Origin of the sequence: Polynucleobacter sp. GWA2_45_21 (assembly GCF_001830325.1) — a bacterium.
Classification (GTDB): domain Bacteria; phylum Pseudomonadota; class Gammaproteobacteria; order Burkholderiales; family Burkholderiaceae; genus Polynucleobacter.
This window is the reverse complement of the sequence record NZ_MHZG01000018.1, coordinates 27,095-46,102: the sequence shown is the minus strand read 5'-3', so window position 1 is coordinate 46,102 and position 19,008 is coordinate 27,095. Positions and strand designations below refer to the sequence as shown.

Sequence of the window (19,008 nt, the reverse complement as noted above, 5' to 3'; positions counted from 1 at the left end):
GTTTTGGGTGAGAGTTAGCGTACTCAGATTATTGAATTGATGGTCTGCTTTGGGTCGTTTTGAGCCTGCCACGAGCAAGTAGGGTGAAGGTCTGCTTTGTGATCAGCAACAGTCCATCGCATCCCTGACGCTGTACCCTTGGTTTAACGGACCCTAAATAATTCAGGTCGCATAAACGTAATTCTGAAATTAAGCTAACAAGTGTCCGGTTTCGAGACACTTGTTATGAATAATTTATCCCTGTTATTTTCCACTGCTATCATTGATAATGAACCCATCAAACTCCTTGATGGTGCCGTCACCCTCTACAAAAGACCTAGTAGTCACCAATGGCAATGCCGTTTTAAGTTGTCTACTGGCGCTTGGCATTCGGCAAGTACTGGCTCAGATCAGGTGGCCGAAGCCACAACCCAAGCCATTGCTATCTATGAAACAGTCAAGGTCAAGCTAGCCGGTGATCTAGCCATTAAGACTCGCACCTTTCGCCAACTAGCCACGCAAGAACTAGCTGCAGCTGCCAGGATAGTTCAAGCCAATCCCAATAAACGCACTCATGCGGACTATATTCATATCTACACCAAGTACTTGATCCCATTCTTTGGCGCCTATCAAATTAATGACATCACCCAAGAGTTAGTAGATGACTATGTGGCGTGGCGCATATCCCAGATGGGCAAGAATCCCAAGACCTATACTCAAAGGCGCCATGCTGGTCTTTATAAGCGAGTAATTGAGCGAGCCAGGGATCAGGGTTTAATCCATCGAAATCGTACCATTCCCTTGTTGGAGATAAACGCCGATAGGGCAGAGATCAGGCCAGCTTTTAATCAACAAGAAGTCAGTTACCTATTGGAATACATGCGGGACTGGGAGCGTTTTGGCCGCAATCAACGCAGTAATCATATGAGAAGGCTGTGCAGGGTCTATGTGGAGTTCTTGCTGGGAACGGGCATTAGGCAGGGCACTGAGAGCATGCCAATTCGCTGGAAAGCTCTGCAGTGGCACTGGATTGGGGAGCAGCGTTACTTAAGAATTTGGGTATCAGGCAAAACAGGCCCAAGATATTTAATTGCTCGTCATTTTGTGATTGAGGCTTTAGAGCGTTTAATTGCTTGGCAGGCTTTACCTTATAAGAACCTAGATGCGGTGATTGAAGCTAAGCTAGATCGCAAGGTGTTTGTATTTCCTGAAGGGGATGCTCCGCATAGTCTAGATGATGTCTTTGAGCGGCTCATGGTTGAATCTAACTTATTAAAGGATGCTACTGGTAAGAATAGAACCTTGTATAGCCTGCGACATACCTACGCTACATTTAGATTGGCAGATGGTATTGATATTCACACATTGGCAAAACAAATGGGTACTAGCGTAGGGATGATTGAACGTCATTATTCAAAATTAACACCAATGATGAGTGCTGAAAGATTGGCAGGGGCAATCATGTAGTGTCGGTTTTACCCGACGCTACATATCACTTAACTGCATGCTTTAAGGGTAATTAAGTGAGTCTCATGCTTTTCTCTCACCTCTTGGTTAACGCTCATCACGATATCTGAAAAAATGCTTCGAGCTGATCCTCTACCAGCCTGAACCACTTGATCTAATACATCATCAGGCGGTGCTGGTAGACCTGCATTTTCATAAACACGACGCAAAATTGGTCGCCAATCATTAATTGGTGGAACATTCATATCAATCAAAATTGATCTATTCTGAATGCCTTTATCAATTTGATCTAAGTTATTGCTAGTCATGATGAATATGACGTCTTTACGATTCATGATTGATTTGAAGCCTGCTTGCGCTGCTGGGGTTAAGACATCAACCTCATCCATGATGATGTAATGCAGACCACTACTATTAAATGACATATAAGTGGTTCTATTTTGAATCGATTGAGTTAATTGAGCGCCATTCTGACCTTGTGCGCAGGCAAAATAATCTGAATTAGGATCTTCTGTATCAACGATAGATCCAGCATTCATTGCTGCACAAGCAGGATTGACTTTGGCCGTTTCAATTAAGCCTGGCAATAAGTTGGCCAGAGTAGTTTTACCAGTTCCGTATAAACCATATAGAACAATCCCACAAATACCGTTAGCTGGAATAGGCAGACTTAAATCAAGTATGGATTCAAGCTTAAATCGACTATTAGGTTGTAAAGCAAAATCATCTAAACATCCGGGTGCTTGTATGACAATAGAGGGTGGTCTAGGGTTATGCATCGCAATCTCCTTAAAATAATGAAATGATTGCTGGATTTATCTTAGGGAGTAAATACCAGCAATCAGATAGCAAACAACAAGTTCAAGCGGCTTTGAGTTTTGCTTGGGCTGCTAAACGCTCATCTTCAATTGCTTTAGCCTCATCAGCTAGTTTCTGCGCTTTTTCTTTTTCAGCGCCAACACTGGAGCAAGCTGCTAACGCTGATTTAACTGCTGTTCCACTTTGGATGACTCTGCGGATTGCAAAACTGCCGTCATCTTCTCGTGTTGCTAGCAATACAACGCCTTCCTCTAGCTGCTCATTTGAGAATGAGGCATTAAGAGAATCACTTTGTACCTTCGCTAGTATTTCGCCATCAAGTACGGTACGCCCTAATTCCACCTTCTGAGCAATCGATTTGCCTTTGCTAGTAGCAGAGCGTCTAACTTCCTCAACGCCACCTTTTTCACGGAAATATTTTGGTAGATCAAGTACGCTCACTCTCTCAGCCATTGCAGCCTTCATAGCTGTGCTATAGGCATTAACCCTACGACGATTAACACCAAATACACATTTCACGATCTTAGTGATTAGTGGCGAGCTGTCGCTGAACTTGTATTCATGGGTCTTGATGTAGTTCGCTAGACCTTTTTTAAGGCTTTTGGCAATACTGTCTGAGCCTTGCATTGTGTTGTTTAAGGCGTAACAATGCTGCAAAATTCCATACAAGACATCATTTGCACTAGAAAGCTCATTACTTTCCCAGTTTTTGCGATATTCAACTAGGCGATCAATAGAGTCGCCAATGGCTTTTTCTGGATTGCTGCCTGTTAATAAATTGCCAATTCCCACTGCAAAAGGGTTGGCATTCGTTTTTTCAGCGTTAGGGGCGCTAACGCCTGATTCGACTACAGTAGTTTCATTCATGGATTTTCTCCTGAAATTGTTAAAAATGTGATGGTGAATTCCATTCACAATCTGATTTCACTTCAGCATCCCTGTAGTGAATACATACAAAATTTAGAATTAAAAAAAGTAGGTAAATTTAGGCTGGAGATATCCGCATGGGCGGAAAACTTTGTGCGGAGCAGCAAGACTGTCATCAGGAGATGGCGAGGCTTTTCTTTAACTTTTTACGTATCAGTCCTAGCTATACCGCCGCCAGCAAGTATGTTAGACCAAAACGATTACCTAAGAAAATGAGTCTTGATAATCGTAAGATCTTAGATTGTTACTCCAAGTACGGTTGTGTCTTAGATTGTCCATTTACGACTTGGTTTGAAGGGCACAAACAGTTACCAATGTATTCTTGCCAACCAGTGATTGAGGTTATTAGAGGCGGGGATAGATTATTCGTTTGTAATGACGACGTATTGCTAAAGCTTTGTAGCGATCAAGACCCCCCATCAATAACCCAACTGGTTAATGCTTTATCGCAAATTTGGCCAAATACTCAAATCAAGCAAATTCATAGTCAAGTACTTAAAGGCGCTAAATTAAAGAATATGTGGAAAGATTTGCTCCTAATCTACACCATGGCTTTAAATCCCGATACTGAGCTCTGGAGGGCTGGGGCAATGGCAATGCTAGTAGATCGCTTTATCGGGAGGTTAGACCCATTAGCAGCAAAGCATAAAAGTGGAGATGATCATATGCGGCGCCATATGACATTGATGGTGATGAGGCACAAGGAAAGCGCTTTAAATATCTCAGAGCAGGCTGCACTTGGTATATTCCCACAACAAGAATTAGGTAAAAGCTTTCAAACCCGCTTTAGTTTTGAAGATGAAAATTTTGCTAGCCGATTATTTTCATTAGGTAATCACGAGTTTGACTGCGCAAAAGATCGAGTATCGCAATTGACTAGGTATGCCTGTTAGAGTCGGTTTTACCCGACTACCATTTAAATTAGCTCGACAGCATTCCTCTTTTGCTCATCATTGACATCGATATATCTCTGAGTCACTGCAATTGATCTATGACCTGCAAGGCTGGCTAAGATTCGAACACCAATCCCTTTATTAGCGAGGGTAGTAATAAAGAATTTTCTTCCTGAATGGCTGCTGCCACCGCTAATACCCACATTCTTATAAAGCTGATAAAACCACACGCATAAGCCATTTGCACTAAATCCTAAGCGGTGATCTGTATGAAAGAAGGGGATATCTGCTTCTTTAATATGTCTTGTTGATAGGTAGTTGGCTAATTCAGTTTGTAAGCGTTGAGAAACAAAGACTGTCCTAGGGTGTTTGCCTTTAGTTTGCTCAGCAGATAGGCGGATTTCATTTTTAATAGTGCCATCGAGATTTAATACATCGCCCATTTTCAAGCTGGCAATTTCGGCAACGCGAAGTCCACCAAGAAAGCTTGTAAGTATTAACGCTCTATCGCGCAAGGCATATTTTTTGGTGCTGACGTAATTAAGAACAAGATCGAGTTCTGTTTGAGATAGCGTTTTTGCTTGTGCCATTTAATGCTCCTTAGATAAATAAAAAGTGTGTATTTAGTATGTTTTCTAAGTCTTAAAAGGTCGACCGAAATTTGTTTATTTGGCCATCAAAAAATATCTTCCAAGAATCAATGACTTACAAGGCAGGTTAAGAAAAGTGCAATTTTCTTAACCTGATCCTTTCTACAAGTATTTAGCTAATTCGCCCCATTTTGTGGGAATTAGACGACACAAAAAAATCTTTAAAACAGGGGTTCTCAGATTAATGCTCAAATCACCGCTATGCGCGGTTAAGCAATGCCTCAATTGCTTGGGTATTGTCCCTATGAAATACGCCGTTTGTAGACGGTTTTTGAGGGGTGCTTAGTTCTGTTTGATTTGTGGCTATCAGTGCTGGAGTAGGTTTTCCAGGCACTCTAGAGATGCATTTTCTCACTGGTAGTTCCCAGCTTTCAGTTATCCCATATTCAGCGTCATTAATTTGAATTGATAATTGATTGTTGTTCATATCTAAAGCGGCATAGCCATCAACAGCAGTTTTGATGCCACCTTCATATCTGTATAGCCAACTCATCAATATCCCATCTTCATTGCCTGGGGGTTGAGCGATGCGATTAGTTATTTCCACGTGAATTGGCGATTTGGGAAAATGAAACCAAGTCTCAATATCTTCCATATCTACTAAATATTTGCCATAAGGGTTTTGAATCTCTAATGTTCCGTTAAAGACAGCTTTGCGATATTGACCTTTGCCATAGGTAGTTCCGTACATTTTGTTCTCCCATAAGCGGGCTGTAAGTTCTTTCATTTTTAATCTCCTTGAATGTTGAAAGAAGTCGCGTTGTTGCTTCAGATGCTTTGAGAGGCAGATCCAAAAGATAGACGCTGTTGCTAGTTGCGTTGTTGCAATTCAGAGTTACTCATTTGTCTCCACTACTGCAACTAACTACTAGCAACTGCATCTCTTTCTTTTACTGCATCACAATGCAACTCATTACGCGACTCGTAAATATTTATCTCTCGTTAATAAAAGGCTTATTTTTTCAATACAAAATTAGCCAAAATACCCATGATCTAAATAGAGGTCGACCGTTTGCGGATTCGAAATTAAGTTATATGTGCCCATTAACTAATAGGAGAAATGAAATGAGCACATTAAATTCGTTAAAACTCGTGGCCCTTAAAAAGCCCATACATCAGCCAGCCATTGTTATTCGTAGAAATAAGTTATCCAGCCATTTATGGGAGCAGATCCAGCTTGCCAAGGGGCAGATGACAGGAACTCCATTTGTTTTGATGAAATTTCGCAGCATTAAGGATCTACATACTGGGATTCGAAAGCAAGTAGAAGTACCCAAGCGGATTAAGCCTTGGTGGTTTCAAACGGAGGAGGGTAAAGTTTGCGTGTCTATTAAATATGGAGCGCGAACACTAGAACTAGCAAAGGGCAAGCCTAGTATTCAAGTGGATAGTGCAGAGGATTTAATCAAAGCCTTGGAGGCGGTTAAGGTTGCAGTGGAAGCAGGTGATTTAGATGTTCAGATTGAGGCTGCCAGTGATACATTAAGGGCAGGTTTTCGTAAGTAGGTTAAAAGGGAGGTATCGCATTAAGCGCGATACCTTCTATGTGATAAATATCTACATGAAACAATTTCGTGCAACTGTAAGGGCCAGTGGGATCGTTGTTACCACTATCGTATTTGCTGAAAACACCAACTTCGCCACCAAAATATTGCAAGCTCAATTTGGCGCCAATAATGTGATTAGCATTCCAACGCAAGTTTAGCCATGAAGATCACAGAAATCACCGTTCCAAAACTCCCAACACCTGAACAACAGCGAATTAAGGCTATGCAAGCACGTGTTAAGCGTGATCAGCAAGCTGTAAAAGCTGAGCGGGCTAGACAGAAGATTAAAGCTGGCCAAGATCAATTAATCAAAGCAAATAGCAGCACAGGTTAGCTACGTCATATTCTGTCGGTTTAACCGACTCCACTTCTGTAGATGCCGCACCAAAACCATTAAATTCCACATGACTCCACAGATCTCTGTGCGTACGCCACACCTGATCTAGCTAGGCTTAACTCATTGTTTTTGCTGTTGTTTTAGCTCATTTTTACAGCTTCTAAGGCGTAGGTCGCACGTTCGAATCGTGCTGGGCAGGCCAAATCCTCTTGCTGTGTCCTCGGTTCATTTCCATTGTTTTAGTTTGCTGATTTATATCCCCATTTCTGCAAAAACTTCTTTGGCACATCTAAAGCTATCAATTGCAGCTGGTACGCCACAGTAAATCGCTGCCTGTAAAAATACTTCTTGAATATCTTCCTTACTCAGGCCGTTATTAATAGCCCCTTTGACGTGAAGCTTCAGCTCATGAGGGCGATTTAAGGCGGTAATCATTGATAGATTAATGATGCTTCTTGTTCTTCTATCCAGGCCAGGGCGGTTCCAAATTTCATTCCAGCAATATTCAGTCACTAATTCCTGCATTGGCATATTGAACGCATCGGCATTCTTAATGGAGTTGTCTACATACTCCGCTCCCAGCACTTCGCGGCGAGTCTTCAGTCCTTTTTCAAATGCTTCTTTATTCATATTGGTCTCCTGAGTTAAAGCTGTGTTCTATGGATTCCATATATTGCCACTATTCAGGTGCTCTCGTTTAGCCTAGAATGATTTTTATGACTGTTACTCTTGCTTTGCGCCTTGCCGCCATCTCTTCTATCTTTGCTCTGCTGAGCGGCTGTACTGCTGACAAGCTCGAGGCACGACTGCAGGCTGACCCTCAATGTAAGTCAGTCGTCAATACCAAAACCGGAGCCTTAATGCCATGCCCAGGAACTGATAAAGAGTTTTATAAGTCCATTCCAAGCCTCAATACGAACGCCCCGAAAGTTAATCAGCCCGCAGAGGTTCAAGCATCCAAAGTGACTGCAAGCTCATCACCAGCGCCTGCATCAGCATCAACACCAAAATCTACCAGTGCACCAGTTGAGTGCAAGCCACAGCTTCATCAAAAGTCGGGCAGCTTGATGCCTTGCCCAGCGCCCTAGGGTTGGATTAATCACAGTCTTCAATGTGGCGTATGATCTGATGAAACTAGCTTAAGAGCTAATACCAAACAAAAACTTACTGGATCTAAAAATGAATAAATTAGGCGCTTTAGTTGCAGCGATCTCCGCAGCCACTCTGTTGGCAGCTTGTAGCAACACTCCTAAATTGGCGAGTCAGCCAATGCCGAAGTCTGGTTTCTTGCCGAATTACTCCGTCCTCGTCCCAATGGCTACTTCGGAATCCGATACCCGTATTTGGAGATACCGTAAAGCTGGAGTTAATCCAGGTACATACACAGCAGTCATTTTGGATCCAATTTATTTGAACCAGAATGCTACTAAAGAAATTTCTCCAGAAGCGATTAATCAGGCGCAGATCGCATTGCAGGATTCGATGGTAAGCGCGGTGAATAGTCGCGGCAATATAAAGATTGTAAATAAGCCTGGTCCTGGTGTGGCGCGTATCTCAGTAGGCATCACTGGTGCTGAAAGCTCTACTGATAGTTTGCAGCCATGGAATTTCACACCAATTGGCTTGGCAATGAATGCAGCAGCTTATGCTGGTGGCGTGAACTCTAAAACTCCAGCGATGTTAGTGGAGAGCAAGATTACCGACAGCCAAACCAAAGAAGTGATTGGCGAAGGTTTGGTAACGATTCAGGGTGAGTCTTTCCGCACTGGTGGTGGTTCCGTTGAATCATTTGTAGCTATGGCTAAAAAGGTAGTGAAGGTGGCATTAGAAACCTCTGCCGATCCAAGAGCTACTGCTGCTAAATAAGATCTCTTATGCGAGCACTCATTTCTAATCTTAGCCTCATCGGCGCGGCAGCATTCATGCTGATAGCAACTCCTGTAAGCGCTGATGACGCATCACGTAATAAAGAAATTCAGGAGCGCTTTGCTAAATGCGATGTCAATCGTGATGGCAAGCTCACTCTTGATGAAGCCAAGGGATGCATGCCTCGAATCTATGATCATTTCAGCAGAATTGATGAACAGAACAAAGGCTACGTGACTGTTGCTCAGATTGAGGCAATGGCGGCTAGGTAGTTGCTAGTAGATTGATAGAATGAAAGGGCCTCAGATGAGGCTCTTTTTTATTGGAGTAGATGATGACGTACGTAATTGAAGGTTTTAAAGATTCCATCATTACAGTCCCCTCGGCAGATGGCCCGATTCATATTGCTTGTCAGACTGCTGGCTCTGGACCTGTATTGCTATTGCTGCATGGATTTCCTCAAACTAAGGCAATTTGGCGTCACATTGCTCCTCAGTTGGCAAAGCGCTTTTCTGTTGTCGTGACGGATCTTCGTGGCTATGGTGCTTCATCAAAACCAGTGGGGGCTTCGGATCACTCAACCTACTCAAAGAGATCTTTGGCCGCTGATCAGCATGCTGTGATGCAAGCTCTTGGGCACAAACGGTTTTCCGTATTAGGTCATGACCGTGGTGGGCGGGTATCACATCGTCTGGCAATGGATTTTCCAGAGAGTGTTGAGCGACTGATGGTGCTGGATATCTCTCCAACACTCGCAATGTATGAGAACACGACGATGGAATTTGCCAGGGGGTATTGGCATTGGTTTTTCTTAATCCAAGCTAATCCTATTCCTGAAACGCTGATTGGTGCCAATCCAGAGTTTTGGCTCAGAAATCATATGGGCAGACATGCTGGTGTTGGAATTTTTGACCCACAAGTGTGGGCTGAGTATCTAGCAGGTGCAAGTAACCCAGAATCCATGCATGCCATGTGCGAGGACTATCGTGCAGCCGCTTCAATCGATTTAATTCATGATCGAGCTGACAGGGATGCTGGTAAGAAATTACCAATGCCGTTTCGGGTCCTATGGGGGGATCGGGGTCTGATAGCTAAGTGCTTCTCACCAATTGAAGACTGGAAGAGGGTTGCTGTAGATGTTTCTGGAAGAGGGCTTCCTTGTGGTCACTACATTCCTGAGGAATTACCGCAGGAGCTACTTGCAGAGGCTGAGCAATTCTTTGCCTGAGTAATCTATTTAGCTAGTTTGGGCAATTTTTTAGAACTGGCTGGCCAGCTTAAAACGATCTGAGGATCAACTTTTAAAATCTTCTTATTTTTATCTGGATAATTAACTCGCGACAATAAATCAGCGATCAAATTCAGATGTGCAAGCTTTTTGTCATTTGCGCAGATGACGGTCCACGGCGCATCTGATGAGCTAGTTTTCTTTAGCATTTCATCGCTAGCCTCAGAGTACGCATCCCACATCTTCTGAGCTTTCTGATCAATGGGACTAATCTTCCATTGCTTCAGCGGATCTTTTTCTCGATCTTTCAGTCTTTTTGCTTGCTCTTCTTTGGAGATATCTAGGTAGTACTTGATGATTTGAATCTCGGATCTGACCAGGAGGGATTCAAAGTCATTTACGGTTGCCATGAATAGCTTGTATTGATCATCGGTGCAAAAGCCCATCACCTTTTCTACGCCAGCGCGGTTGTACCAGCTGCGATTAAAGAGGACGGTTTCACCAGATGATGGGAGCTGTGCAACGTATCTCTGAAAGTACCACTCATGCTCTTCAAGGGAGGAGGGGGCTGCCAATGCAACTACCTTGGTATCTCTAGGGCTTAAATTTTCAGTAACACTTTTAATACTGCCATCTTTTCCTGCGGCATCACGTCCTTCAAAAATTACTAGGAGACGTTTGCCTTTTTGAATAATATGACGCTGTAGTTTGACTAATTCAATTTGTAGAAGTCGTAAGTCTGCCTCGTAAGTATCTTCCGAAATTAGTGATTTACTCACGGGCAGTCCTTTAGGAATTGCTCAATGATTACTGAGCAGTTGTTGCTGGAGCAACTTTTTTAGCTGGAGCTCTTTTTGCAACTGCCTTTTTTGCAGGAGCCTTCTTGGCCACAACTTTCTTTGCCGGCGTCTTCTTGACTGCAGCTTTTTTAGCTGGGGCTTTTTTCGCAACCGCTTTCTTTGCAGGTACTTTTTTAGCTGGAGCTTTTTTCTCGAGTTTATCTAGAGCTTTAGCGAGCTTATCAATTAATTTCTCTCTGTCAGCTTCAAGCTTGTCGAGTTTTTTCAATAATTGCTTCACTACTTTTTTCTGACTCATGATGTATTCCTTTAAATAGGGTGCTTGTTATTTAATCTGCGTAATTGGCTAACGCCTACCTCTTGATCCTACGTTCTATTGGGCTTACTTTCAAGCGATTGTGACAGTCCCATCGAAATTTAATTTGATGCTACATTGAAACTGCATGTTTAAAACTTTATTTTCTCTTCCTCGAACTGTGTGGCTCATCGGCCTGATTAGCTTTGTTAATGACGCTGCGAGTGAAATGCTGTATCCCTTGATGCCGCTCTATCTCGCCACTGTCTTGATGGCAGGGCCTAAGGCGCTAGGTCTGATTGAGGGAATTGCAGAGGCTACCTCAAGTATCTTTAAATTGGTTTCCGGTGTGATTGTGGATCGCACCAAAAAGACGAAGCCCTGGATTGTGATTGGTTATTTCCTGGCGGGGATTGGCCGACCCTTAATTGCGATTGCAAGTTCTTGGGCATGGGTCTTATGTATTCGATTTACTGATCGTCTTGGCAAGGGTTTGAGAAGTTCTCCGCGAGATGCATTGTTGGCCGAGAGTGTTGAGCCCAACCAGCGAGGCATTACCTTTGGATTGCATCGGTCCATGGATAACGCGGGTGCAGTCTTTGGACCACTAATGGCAGCGTACTTATTGTGGATGCAAGTCCCATTGAGGGATATCTTCCTATGGGCGGTTGTCCCCGGAGTCATCGCCGTAGTTCTAGCGCTTTGCCTTAAAGAGCCTGTTCGAGAAAAAGTGACTGTTAAACCTTTTTCATGGTCTCTCGAAGGTCTTCCATCACAATTCAAGCGCTATATTTTGGTCGCTGGTATTTTTGCCCTAGCAAATTCATCGGACATGTTTTTATTGTTGAGAGCCAGAGAGCTTGGCGTTCCTCAAGAGCAGATCCCTCTGTTATGGGCTGCTATTTCTTTAATCACAACTGTTTTCGGAACGCCGCTATCGGCTCTTTCAGATCGATTTAGCCGTAAGAACTTTATCCTCATTGCATGGGCTGCCTTTGCATTTTTTTATATTGCCATGAGTTTTACTGGCATTACGCTCTGGATGCTTTGCGGGCTATTTGCTATCTATGGACTATTTAAGGCGGCTACAGAAGGGGTAGAGAAGGCGCTAGTAGCAGACCTTGCTCCTAAAGGCATGGCAGGAACTGCCTTTGGTTGGTTTAATTTGGTTTCGGGCTTGATGTTGCTGCCAGCCTCATTAATATTTGGCTGGCTTTATGAATCCTTCAATCCCAGTTACGCATTTCTATTCTCAGGCTCTTGCGCTTGCTTGGCCTTTCTCTTGCTGGCATTTTGGGTTTTCAGAGTCCCAGAAACACAAAACCCCAGATAAAGACATCATCTGGGGTGATTGGAAAGCTGAGGCTCTGCTGAATTATTCCGGGTGGAAGTTATTGCTAGCCATGAAGCTAATGGTGCGCTCAAAGCCCAAAATGCGGATATAACGCCAGGCGATATCGCGGTATTTGCTATCTAGATAGCCAACGGCGACTTCAGGAGTCCTTTTGGACAGGTCGATTTGTTGAATTGCGCGGGCCCAACGTTTGAGTCTTGTTGACATATTTGCCACCTCCATGAGCATACAACGCATGAAAAAGTAGCTGAGATGACAGGAATGAGGAATATTTTTTAAGAAATTGGCAAAAGTTGCTAAATAAGCCCTTTTTGACACTCTAGCCCTGTATTTCTGCTTCGGCACGCTCTTTTTTGGCTGCTTTGGCCCGAGCTTTGATGGGCTTAAGGTAGATCAGTAGGCAAACAAAGGCAACGGTACCTAGGGTGGTTTCTAGGGCGGCCATCCAGAAATTAGCCCCGGTTTCCAGAATGCGGACTAAACCCTCAGTAATGTAGAGCAAGATCAGCATCGAAGCCCATTGCATGGTGTAAACATTACCTTTCCAGAGTCCTGGAATAGCAAATAAGAGAGGAATGGCTTTGAGGATGAGCCATGAGCCACCGGGTCTGAGCGGGGAGATAAACCATTCCCAGGCAATGCACAAAATGAACAGGTCAACAAAAGCTGCTGTAGCAATCAGTTGGTATGGATTTTTGGAGAGCCAGCTTTTGAGCATGAATTGCCTTAAATAAGTTTGAGTGCTGTGAGCGCTAAGCGCTTGCCTTGAGCAATGGCTAAGCGTTGCTCTTCTGCGCTAATAGGAGCTCGTCCATCAGCATGTGCGAGGTGGGTGAGTCCGTAAGGGCTGCCGCCAGTGGAGGTGCTCATGAGATCAGGCTCACTGTACGGAATGCCCATGATCATCATGCCGTGGTGAAGTAGGGGAATCATCATGGTGAGCAAGGTACTTTCTTGTCCGCCATGCAGACTGCCCGTGCTAGTGAATACACAAGCTGGCTTCCCAATGAGTGCACCATTCATCCACTCTGACGAGCTGCCATCCCAAAAATATTTCATGGGGGCTGCCATATTGCCAAAGCGAGTAGGTGATCCCAAAGCAAGGCCAACGCATTCTTTTAAGTCTGCGTACTCAACATAGGGGGCACCATCAGATGGAACGGCTGCCTCTGTAGATTCGCATACTGTAGAGACGGCTGGAACAGTGCGCAGTCTGGCATTAGCGCCAGGAACGCTCTCGATTCCCTCAGCAATCAGGCGTGCCAGGTCACGGGTGGCTCCATAGCGTGAGTAGTACAAAACTAATATGTCGGATTGGCTCATGTTTCTCTCTTATCTTTTATGATATGGGCGATGCAGCTCATTCGTAATCCTCAATTATGGCTCTCTCTTGGAAAAGAGATCTGGGAGCGTAATCGCGGACAAAATCTCAAGCAAGTGGCAGCTAGTTTGGCCTTTACAACTACGCTTTCCTTGGTGCCAATGTTGACAGTGGCCTCTATCCTAATTGGCTACCTTCCCAGTGTAGTGCGGATCAAGTCTGCCGTTCAGTCTTGGTTGCTCGATACCTATATGCCTGGTGGGTTAAATGAGCAGGTCTTTAACTACTTGAATCAATTTTCAGCACAGGCCAAGGGTCTAACTTTGCTTGGTTTGGTTGGTCTCGTGATTACGACGATTATGACGATGGCAGTGATTGAGAATGCTTTCAATCAAATATTTCGTGTGACACAGCAACGACCCATTCTGAAAAAGGTCGCAATCTATTCAGCAGCGACGATTATGGGTCCTATTCTGCTGGGTGTCGGCACTTATTTGAGCGGCCTATTGTTTAGTGCGGCAGAAGGATGGACGGAGGCCCTGAGTTTTGGTTTAGGTCTATTTGCAACAGTGGTTCCAGTGCTTTTGGCTATGGCGGTATTTTCCGTGGCTTACAAAATTCTGCCCTATGCCCAAATCCAGTGGCGCGATGCCTTCAGCGGCGCCTTTTTTGCAGCCCTTACCTTTGAGTTGATGAAGTTTGGCTTTGGCCTCTTTTTAACCAATGTGGCCTTTTACAAAACGGTCTATGGCGCCTTTGCTATCTTCCCCTTAGCGCTCATTTGGATCTACCTGACCTGGTGGATTACCTTGGCTGGAGCAGTCTTAGTTGCCAACCTGCCCAGTATTCGAAGTGGGTTGCTAAGGGTTATTCGTTACTGAAATTTCTCAATTGACCCTTGATTCCCTTTGGGCTTGAGAATATATTGCTCATATAAGAACTTATTGCTGGAGACCATATGAAGGTTTGTGACATATTGCGCGTAAAGGGCAGCACACTATTTACGGTGGCTCCAGAGACTGCTTTGCAGACAGCGGTCTTAGTCATGAGTGAACACGATATCGGTTCCTTGGTAGTTATGGAATACGACAAGCTTGTCGGCATCTTGACCTTCCGTGAGGTGATTGCCGCATTGGCTAAACATCATGGCAAATTGGACGATCTGAAGGTGCAAAGCGTTATGAATGCCAAGCCACTGACTTGCAATATGGAAACCGAGATCGATGAGGTCCGCCGGATGATGCTGGTAGATCATGCGCGCTACTTACCAGTTATGGATCAAAAGATGCTGATGGGTGTGATTTCTTTCTATGACGTGGCTAAATCGGTAGTTGAAGCCCAGGACTTTGAGAACAGCATGCTGAAGGCTTACATCCGCGACTGGCCAGAAGAGGCCGAAAAGGCATCCCCTTAAGCGGCCTATCCCGATAGGCCTGACAGATGACATAATGTCGATATGTCAGGAAATACTTTAGGCCTTCTCTTTACGGTCACCACTTTTGGTGAATCCCATGGTCCCGCGATTGGCGCTGTTGTTGATGGCTGCCCTCCAGGAATGTCTTTATCTGAAGCAGATTTGCAGATTGATTTAGATCGCCGAAAACCAGGAACTTCTCGTCATGTCACGCAGCGTCAAGAGGCAGACAAGGTTGAAATTCTGTCTGGTGTTTACGAGGGCAAGACTACTGGGGCTCCAATTGGACTGTTGATACGTAATACGGATCAACGTAGTCAAGACTACGGCAACATCCTGCAAACATTTAGACCTGGCCACGCTGATTACGCTTATCACTACAAATATGGTTTACGTGATCCTCGTGGCGGTGGACGATCTTCAGCGCGATTGACTGCGCCTGTAGTGGCTGCAGCAGCTATCGCTAAGAAGTGGCTCAAAGAACAATATGGCACGGAGTTTTATGGCTATATGAGTCAGCTCGGTGAAATTGAAATTCCGTTTCAAGATGCAGCGCTGATTGAGAGCAATCCATTCTTTGCTGCAAACGAGGATATCGTTCCCCAGTTAGAGGATTACATGGATGCGCTTCGTAAAGCAGGGGATTCCTGTGGTGCCAAGATTGAAGTGCGGGCGCGCAATGTGCCCATCGGTCTGGGTGAGCCTTTATTTGACAAGTTGGATGCTGATATTGCGCACGCCATGATGGGTATTAATGCGGTCAAAGGTGTTGAGATTGGTGCTGGCTTTGGGTCAGTAGCGCAACGCGGTAGTGAGCATGGCGATGACCTGCATCCAGATGGATTTGCAAGCAATAACTCTGGCGGCACTTTGGGCGGGATTAGCACCGGTCAAGATCTGCGCGTATCGATTGCAATCAAACCCACTTCTAGTATCTTGAGTCCAAAGGAATCAGTTGACCTAGATGGCAAGCCGATTACTGTGCAAACCAAAGGCCGTCATGATCCTTGTGTAGGTATTCGTGCAACGCCGATTGCTGAAGCGATGTTAGCTCTGGTATTGATTGATCATGCTCTACGCCATCGTGCTCAATGCGGTGATGTGAAACATGCTGTGCCGCCGGTGCCGGCTGCTCGACCTGGTTCAGTAAGCGACTAAATCCGTTTAAGAAAAAGAAAATGACACCTTCAGTGCGTTGGGCCTTCGGGTCCTTTTTCTTTTTATATTTTGCGTATGTTGGCTTAGTTTCTCCCTACGCCAGTCTCTTTTTTTTGGACCGTGGTTTTAGTGTCATTGAGATTGCGGTCTTAATGTCCATGCTGCAAATTACACGAATAGTTGGGCCATTCTCCTGGGGATGGCTGTCTGACTACTTGTCCGATCGTATTGGGATTATTCGATTCTGCGCTTGCTTGGCAGCGGTTACTTTTTTATGCATCTTTTTTCTGCATAGTTACATTGCATTCTTTATCTGGATGTTTGTATTGCACACCATTCTTAGTAGCTTGATGCCACTAGGAGAGTCGGCCACAGTACATGCTTTATTTAAAGACAATTCATTTGATAAACGTTATGGCCGCTTACGTTTATGGGGATCAATTGGTTTTATTGGAATGGTCTTAATTGCTGGCGAGTTATTTCAGCGCGAAGGTATTGAACTCTATCCGATTGTGGGCGCGGTAGTGTTGATCTTCTTGGCATTAGTTACGTTCCGCTTGCATGAGCCCAAGATGGAGCGTCGCAAGATGGTAAAGGGCGAACTCTTAATTGTTTTGTTTAATCCTGATGTGCGTTGGTTCTTGCTGTCGGGCTTCTTTATGGTCTTTGCGCATGCAGCTTTGTATGTGTTCTATTCACTCTACCTAGCAGACCTGGGCTACGATAAATTCGAGATCGGTTTATTTTGGGCCCTAGGTGTTGCTGCTGAGGTGATCTTCTTTTATTTCCAGAGCAAAGTGCTCAGTCGTCTGGATGCTGAAGTTGTTTTGCAGCTTGCTTTCGGTATTGGCGTATTTCGATTTATTTTGATTGCCTTCTTCCCATTTACTTGGGTGCTGATTTTGGCCCAGTTGATGCATGCAGCTACTTTTGGTGCCCACCATAGTGCTGCCACCAAGTTACTGCAGCGCTGGTTTACTGGCCCTTTGCAGGCCAGAGGGCAAGCTTTGATGGCAACAGTATCGTATGGCTTGGGTGGGACGCTAGGTGGTTTAGTTGCGGGTTGGCTTTGGGAGGCAACTCAGCCGCGCAATGTCTTCGTGATGGCTGCTTTAGCTTGTGGCTTAGCGGGTATGGCGATTGGAAAACTGCGCCCACGCCACTACCCAGCTAGATAAATCAATAAACCATCTTTACATTGATCCGTAGTTCGGGCCACCGCCACCTTCAGGGGTAATCCAAATAATATTTTGACTTGGATCTTTGATGTCACAGGTTTTGCAATGCACGCAGTTTTGTGAATTAATCTGCAACTGTGGCTGCCCATCTTTTTCTACATACTCATATACGCCAGCAGGGCAGTAACGTTGCTCGGGACCTGCGTAAGTTTTAAGATTCAAGCTGACAGGCACCGACGCATCTTTTAGTGTGAGATGAATAGGTTGATTCTCAGCATGATTGGTATTGGAAATAAATACTGATGAGAGGCGATCAAAAGTAATCTTGCCATCTGGCTTTGGATACTCGATGGGTTGATGCTGCGCCGCTGGTTCAAGGCACTCATGGTCTGGATGTTTTAAATGAATTGTCCAAGGCATATTTCCGCCCAACAGCTTCTGCTCTAGACCAACCATCAGAGTTCCAAGGTAAAGCCCTTTGGACATCCACGGCTTAAAGTTACGCGCTTGATTAAGCTCGGTATGTAACCAACTATTTTTGAAGGCGCTTGGATAAGCTGACAAGACATCAGCAGAGCGATTCTCAGTAAGTGCTGCAACTGCGGCTTCCGCAGCCAGCATCCCGGTCTTAATCGCAGCATGACTTCCTTTAATGCGTGATGCATTTAAGAATCCTGCATCACAACCAATTAATGCACCCCCTGGGAAAACAGTCTTAGGCAGACTATTTAAGCCGCCAGCCGTTAGTGCGCGTGCGCCATAAGCCAGACGTTTTCCGCCCTCAAAAGTCTCACGGATTTTTGGATGCAGCTTATAGCGCTGGAACTCTTCAAACGGCGAGAGGTAAGGGTTCTTATAGGAGAGGCCCACTACCAAACCTACTGCAACCTTGTTATCACCCAAGTGATACAAGAATGAGCCACCATAGGTGTCGCTTTCTAATGGCCAGCCTGCAGTGTGAACTACTAGACCGGGCTTGCTCTTGGAGGGTTCTACTTCCCATAGTTCTTTAATGCCAATCCCGTAACTTTGTGGGTCAGCATCTTTATCTAATGCAAACTTGCTAATGAGTTGCTTGCCTAAATGTCCGCGTGAACCTTCGGCGAATAGAGTGTACTTGGCGCGCAACTCCATGCCAAGTTGAAATTGATCGGTTGGATTGCCTTCTTTGTCCAAACCCATTGCACCTGTAATGACGCCACAGACTGCACCTTGTTCGTTATACAGAATTTCTGCCGCAGGAAATCCGGGGAAAATTTCTACACCGAGATTCTCGGCTTGTTGGCCAAGCCAGCGAGTCACATTGGCTAAGCTGACAATATAGTTACCCTCATTCTTAAAGCAATGGGGCAGCATCCAATTCGGAACTTGGAACGAACTTTCTTTTGTTAAGAATAAAAACTGGTCTTGAGTCACTTCAGTATCTAGTGGTGCACCCATTTCCTTCCAGTTGGGGAACAGCTCGGTCAGCGCCTTGGGATCCATAACGGCGCCAGAAAGAATATGCGCACCAATCTCGGAGCCTTTTTCTAAGACGCAGACACTAATTTCTTTGCCTGACTCATTCGCGAGTTGTTTTGCTTTGATGGCTGCAGATAGGCCTGCTGGACCACCTCCGACGATGACTAAGTCATAGTCCATGGATTCTCTTGGTCCAAATTGTTCGAGCAATTCCTGGGCGTTCATTTCACTCTCCGACATCTCTAAAAATAGCTTGCTGAGCTCATTTTCAGCAATTTTTGGCAATTCCACCATTTTTATGGTTTCATTGAACC

At 44.8% G+C, this 19,008-nt stretch carries 25 protein-coding genes; 14 read left to right on the top strand and 11 right to left on the bottom strand.

Annotation, left to right across the window (positions count from 1 at the left end; all coding sequences use genetic code 11):
* The first annotated feature begins 225 nt into the window (after positions 1-225).
* Entirely contained in the window at positions 226-1,446 is a 1,221-nt protein-coding gene (locus A2X74_RS10790; protein ID WP_293624932.1) for a tyrosine-type recombinase/integrase, read from the top strand.
* A 29-nt stretch (positions 1,447-1,475) separates the two neighbouring features.
* Here the strand turns inward: A2X74_RS10790 and A2X74_RS10785 are convergent, their stop codons facing one another.
* Together A2X74_RS10785 and A2X74_RS10780 are read right to left on the bottom strand one after the other, a co-directional pair.
* The gene (locus tag A2X74_RS10785; RefSeq protein WP_293624934.1) at positions 1,476-2,225 is read right to left on the bottom strand and encodes an AAA family ATPase; all 750 of its coding nucleotides are present in this window, start codon (positions 2,223-2,225) and stop codon (positions 1,476-1,478) included.
* A gap of 82 nt (positions 2,226-2,307) precedes the next feature.
* Positions 2,308-3,132, bottom strand: coding sequence for a hypothetical protein (locus A2X74_RS10780; RefSeq protein WP_293624936.1), 825 nt, complete (start codon positions 3,130-3,132; stop codon positions 2,308-2,310).
* Between the two features lie 137 nt (positions 3,133-3,269).
* Between A2X74_RS10780 and A2X74_RS10775 the strand changes: the two genes are divergently transcribed.
* A complete protein-coding gene (locus A2X74_RS10775) occupies positions 3,270-4,085 on the top strand; it encodes a hypothetical protein (RefSeq protein WP_293624938.1) in 816 nt (271 codons plus the stop codon).
* Between the two features lie 23 nt (positions 4,086-4,108).
* Here A2X74_RS10775 and A2X74_RS10770 read toward each other — a convergent pair whose 3' ends face one another.
* Together A2X74_RS10770 and A2X74_RS10765 are read right to left on the bottom strand one after the other, a co-directional pair.
* Positions 4,109-4,675: a site-specific integrase gene (locus A2X74_RS10770; protein ID WP_293624940.1), complete on the bottom strand. Its 567-nt coding sequence runs from the start codon at positions 4,673-4,675 to the stop codon at positions 4,109-4,111.
* Positions 4,676-4,934: 259 nt separating this feature from the next.
* Positions 4,935-5,462: a hypothetical protein gene (locus A2X74_RS10765; RefSeq protein WP_293624942.1), complete on the bottom strand. Its 528-nt coding sequence runs from the start codon at positions 5,460-5,462 to the stop codon at positions 4,935-4,937.
* Positions 5,463-5,638: 176 nt separating this feature from the next.
* On the opposite strand from A2X74_RS10765, the gene A2X74_RS10760 reads away from it, so the two are divergent.
* The 3 genes from A2X74_RS10760 to A2X74_RS10750 are packed head-to-tail and all read left to right on the top strand — an operon-like array spanning position 5,639 to position 6,616.
* Positions 5,639-6,241, top strand: a complete 603-nt coding sequence (locus A2X74_RS10760; protein ID WP_363925366.1) for a DUF6641 family protein — start codon at positions 5,639-5,641, stop codon at positions 6,239-6,241.
* Positions 6,242-6,296: 55 nt separating this feature from the next.
* Positions 6,297-6,440 carry a hypothetical protein gene (locus A2X74_RS10755; protein WP_293624946.1) on the top strand — a complete coding sequence of 48 codons (144 nt, stop codon included), beginning with the start codon at positions 6,297-6,299 and terminating at the stop codon, positions 6,438-6,440.
* A gap of 2 nt (positions 6,441-6,442) precedes the next feature.
* A complete protein-coding gene (locus A2X74_RS10750; RefSeq protein WP_293624948.1) occupies positions 6,443-6,616 on the top strand; it encodes a hypothetical protein in 174 nt (57 codons plus the stop codon).
* Between the two features lie 255 nt (positions 6,617-6,871).
* Here A2X74_RS10750 and A2X74_RS10745 read toward each other — a convergent pair whose 3' ends face one another.
* Positions 6,872-7,249 (bottom strand): carboxymuconolactone decarboxylase family protein, encoded by a 378-nt coding sequence (locus A2X74_RS10745; protein WP_015420989.1) that lies wholly within the window; start codon positions 7,247-7,249, stop codon positions 6,872-6,874.
* An 86-nt stretch (positions 7,250-7,335) separates the two neighbouring features.
* Between A2X74_RS10745 and A2X74_RS10740 the strand changes: the two genes are divergently transcribed.
* The 4 genes from A2X74_RS10740 (at position 7,336) to A2X74_RS10725 (ending at position 9,713) form a co-directional block, all read left to right on the top strand.
* Positions 7,336-7,707 (top strand): hypothetical protein, encoded by a 372-nt coding sequence (locus tag A2X74_RS10740; protein WP_293624950.1) that lies wholly within the window; start codon positions 7,336-7,338, stop codon positions 7,705-7,707.
* Between the two features lie 91 nt (positions 7,708-7,798).
* A complete protein-coding gene (locus A2X74_RS10735; RefSeq protein WP_293624952.1) occupies positions 7,799-8,485 on the top strand; it encodes a DUF3313 domain-containing protein in 687 nt (228 codons plus the stop codon).
* 8 nt (positions 8,486-8,493) lie between these two features.
* Positions 8,494-8,757 (top strand): hypothetical protein, encoded by a 264-nt coding sequence (locus tag A2X74_RS10730; protein ID WP_293624954.1) that lies wholly within the window; start codon positions 8,494-8,496, stop codon positions 8,755-8,757.
* Between the two features lie 62 nt (positions 8,758-8,819).
* Positions 8,820-9,713, top strand: a complete 894-nt coding sequence (locus A2X74_RS10725) for an alpha/beta hydrolase (protein ID WP_293624956.1) — start codon at positions 8,820-8,822, stop codon at positions 9,711-9,713.
* A gap of 5 nt (positions 9,714-9,718) precedes the next feature.
* Here A2X74_RS10725 and ppk2 read toward each other — a convergent pair whose 3' ends face one another.
* Together ppk2 and A2X74_RS10715 are read right to left on the bottom strand one after the other, a co-directional pair.
* Positions 9,719-10,492 carry a polyphosphate kinase 2 gene (ppk2, locus tag A2X74_RS10720; protein WP_293624958.1) on the bottom strand — a complete coding sequence of 258 codons (774 nt, stop codon included), beginning with the start codon at positions 10,490-10,492 and terminating at the stop codon, positions 9,719-9,721.
* 28 nt (positions 10,493-10,520) lie between these two features.
* Positions 10,521-10,811: a serine/threonine protein kinase gene (locus A2X74_RS10715; protein ID WP_293624960.1), complete on the bottom strand. Its 291-nt coding sequence runs from the start codon at positions 10,809-10,811 to the stop codon at positions 10,521-10,523.
* A 145-nt stretch (positions 10,812-10,956) separates the two neighbouring features.
* Here A2X74_RS10715 and A2X74_RS10710 point away from each other — a divergent pair, with 145 nt between their 5' ends.
* Entirely contained in the window at positions 10,957-12,141 is a 1,185-nt protein-coding gene (locus A2X74_RS10710; RefSeq protein WP_293624962.1) for an MFS transporter, read from the top strand.
* Between the two features lie 42 nt (positions 12,142-12,183).
* On the opposite strand, the gene A2X74_RS10705 is transcribed toward A2X74_RS10710, so the two are convergent.
* The 3 genes from A2X74_RS10705 to wrbA all read right to left on the bottom strand — a co-directional run bounded on the left by A2X74_RS10705 (position 12,184) and on the right by wrbA (position 13,485).
* Complete coding sequence (locus A2X74_RS10705; protein WP_162785873.1) at positions 12,184-12,369, bottom strand: hypothetical protein; 186 nt, start codon at positions 12,367-12,369, stop codon at positions 12,184-12,186.
* A gap of 112 nt (positions 12,370-12,481) precedes the next feature.
* Positions 12,482-12,880: a DUF2069 domain-containing protein gene (locus tag A2X74_RS10700; protein ID WP_114652794.1), complete on the bottom strand. Its 399-nt coding sequence runs from the start codon at positions 12,878-12,880 to the stop codon at positions 12,482-12,484.
* Positions 12,881-12,888: 8 nt separating this feature from the next.
* Entirely contained in the window at positions 12,889-13,485 is a 597-nt protein-coding gene (wrbA, locus tag A2X74_RS10695) for an NAD(P)H:quinone oxidoreductase (protein ID WP_293624966.1), read from the bottom strand.
* Positions 13,486-13,515: 30 nt separating this feature from the next.
* Between wrbA and A2X74_RS10690 the strand changes: the two genes are divergently transcribed.
* From A2X74_RS10690 to A2X74_RS10675, 4 genes are all read left to right on the top strand, one after another.
* Complete coding sequence (locus A2X74_RS10690; RefSeq protein WP_293624968.1) at positions 13,516-14,364, top strand: YihY family inner membrane protein; 849 nt, start codon at positions 13,516-13,518, stop codon at positions 14,362-14,364.
* Between the two features lie 77 nt (positions 14,365-14,441).
* Positions 14,442-14,897, top strand: coding sequence for a CBS domain-containing protein (locus A2X74_RS10685; RefSeq protein ID WP_293624970.1), 456 nt, complete (start codon positions 14,442-14,444; stop codon positions 14,895-14,897).
* Positions 14,898-14,939: 42 nt separating this feature from the next.
* Complete coding sequence (gene aroC / locus A2X74_RS10680) at positions 14,940-16,055, top strand: chorismate synthase (RefSeq protein ID WP_293624972.1); 1,116 nt, start codon at positions 14,940-14,942, stop codon at positions 16,053-16,055.
* A gap of 20 nt (positions 16,056-16,075) precedes the next feature.
* On the top strand, positions 16,076-17,233 hold the full coding sequence (locus A2X74_RS10675) for an MFS transporter (RefSeq protein WP_293624974.1): 1,158 nt from the start codon (positions 16,076-16,078) through the stop codon (positions 17,231-17,233).
* A 15-nt stretch (positions 17,234-17,248) separates the two neighbouring features.
* Here A2X74_RS10675 and A2X74_RS10670 read toward each other — a convergent pair whose 3' ends face one another.
* A complete protein-coding gene (locus A2X74_RS10670) occupies positions 17,249-18,919 on the bottom strand; it encodes an electron transfer flavoprotein-ubiquinone oxidoreductase (protein ID WP_293625115.1) in 1,671 nt (556 codons plus the stop codon).
* Between the last annotated feature and the right edge of the window lie 89 nt (positions 18,920-19,008).

Coding starts and splice junctions, on each gene's coding strand:
- A2X74_RS10790 (WP_293624932.1), top strand. CDS start 226: ATGAATAATTTATCCCTGTTATTTTCCACTGCTATCATTGATAATGAA.
- A2X74_RS10785 (WP_293624934.1), bottom strand. CDS start 2,225: ATGCATAACCCTAGACCACCCTCTATTGTCATACAAGCACCCGGATGT.
- A2X74_RS10780 (WP_293624936.1), bottom strand. CDS start 3,132: ATGAATGAAACTACTGTAGTCGAATCAGGCGTTAGCGCCCCTAACGCT.
- A2X74_RS10775 (WP_293624938.1), top strand. CDS start 3,270: ATGGGCGGAAAACTTTGTGCGGAGCAGCAAGACTGTCATCAGGAGATG.
- A2X74_RS10770 (WP_293624940.1), bottom strand. CDS start 4,675: ATGGCACAAGCAAAAACGCTATCTCAAACAGAACTCGATCTTGTTCTT.
- A2X74_RS10765 (WP_293624942.1), bottom strand. CDS start 5,462: ATGAAAGAACTTACAGCCCGCTTATGGGAGAACAAAATGTACGGAACT.
- A2X74_RS10760 (WP_363925366.1), top strand. CDS start 5,639: ATGCAACTCATTACGCGACTCGTAAATATTTATCTCTCGTTAATAAAA.
- A2X74_RS10755 (WP_293624946.1), top strand. CDS start 6,297: ATGAAACAATTTCGTGCAACTGTAAGGGCCAGTGGGATCGTTGTTACC.
- A2X74_RS10750 (WP_293624948.1), top strand. CDS start 6,443: ATGAAGATCACAGAAATCACCGTTCCAAAACTCCCAACACCTGAACAA.
- A2X74_RS10745 (WP_015420989.1), bottom strand. CDS start 7,249: ATGAATAAAGAAGCATTTGAAAAAGGACTGAAGACTCGCCGCGAAGTG.
- A2X74_RS10740 (WP_293624950.1), top strand. CDS start 7,336: ATGACTGTTACTCTTGCTTTGCGCCTTGCCGCCATCTCTTCTATCTTT.
- A2X74_RS10735 (WP_293624952.1), top strand. CDS start 7,799: ATGAATAAATTAGGCGCTTTAGTTGCAGCGATCTCCGCAGCCACTCTG.
- A2X74_RS10730 (WP_293624954.1), top strand. CDS start 8,494: ATGCGAGCACTCATTTCTAATCTTAGCCTCATCGGCGCGGCAGCATTC.
- A2X74_RS10725 (WP_293624956.1), top strand. CDS start 8,820: ATGACGTACGTAATTGAAGGTTTTAAAGATTCCATCATTACAGTCCCC.
- A2X74_RS10715 (WP_293624960.1), bottom strand. CDS start 10,811: ATGAGTCAGAAAAAAGTAGTGAAGCAATTATTGAAAAAACTCGACAAG.
- A2X74_RS10710 (WP_293624962.1), top strand. CDS start 10,957: ATGTTTAAAACTTTATTTTCTCTTCCTCGAACTGTGTGGCTCATCGGC.
- A2X74_RS10705 (WP_162785873.1), bottom strand. CDS start 12,369: ATGTCAACAAGACTCAAACGTTGGGCCCGCGCAATTCAACAAATCGAC.
- A2X74_RS10700 (WP_114652794.1), bottom strand. CDS start 12,880: ATGCTCAAAAGCTGGCTCTCCAAAAATCCATACCAACTGATTGCTACA.
- wrbA (WP_293624966.1), bottom strand. CDS start 13,485: ATGAGCCAATCCGACATATTAGTTTTGTACTACTCACGCTATGGAGCC.
- A2X74_RS10690 (WP_293624968.1), top strand. CDS start 13,516: ATGCAGCTCATTCGTAATCCTCAATTATGGCTCTCTCTTGGAAAAGAG.
- A2X74_RS10685 (WP_293624970.1), top strand. CDS start 14,442: ATGAAGGTTTGTGACATATTGCGCGTAAAGGGCAGCACACTATTTACG.
- aroC (WP_293624972.1), top strand. CDS start 14,940: ATGTCAGGAAATACTTTAGGCCTTCTCTTTACGGTCACCACTTTTGGT.
- A2X74_RS10675 (WP_293624974.1), top strand. CDS start 16,076: ATGACACCTTCAGTGCGTTGGGCCTTCGGGTCCTTTTTCTTTTTATAT.
- A2X74_RS10670 (WP_293625115.1), bottom strand. CDS start 18,919: ATGAACGCCCAGGAATTGCTCGAACAATTTGGACCAAGAGAATCCATG.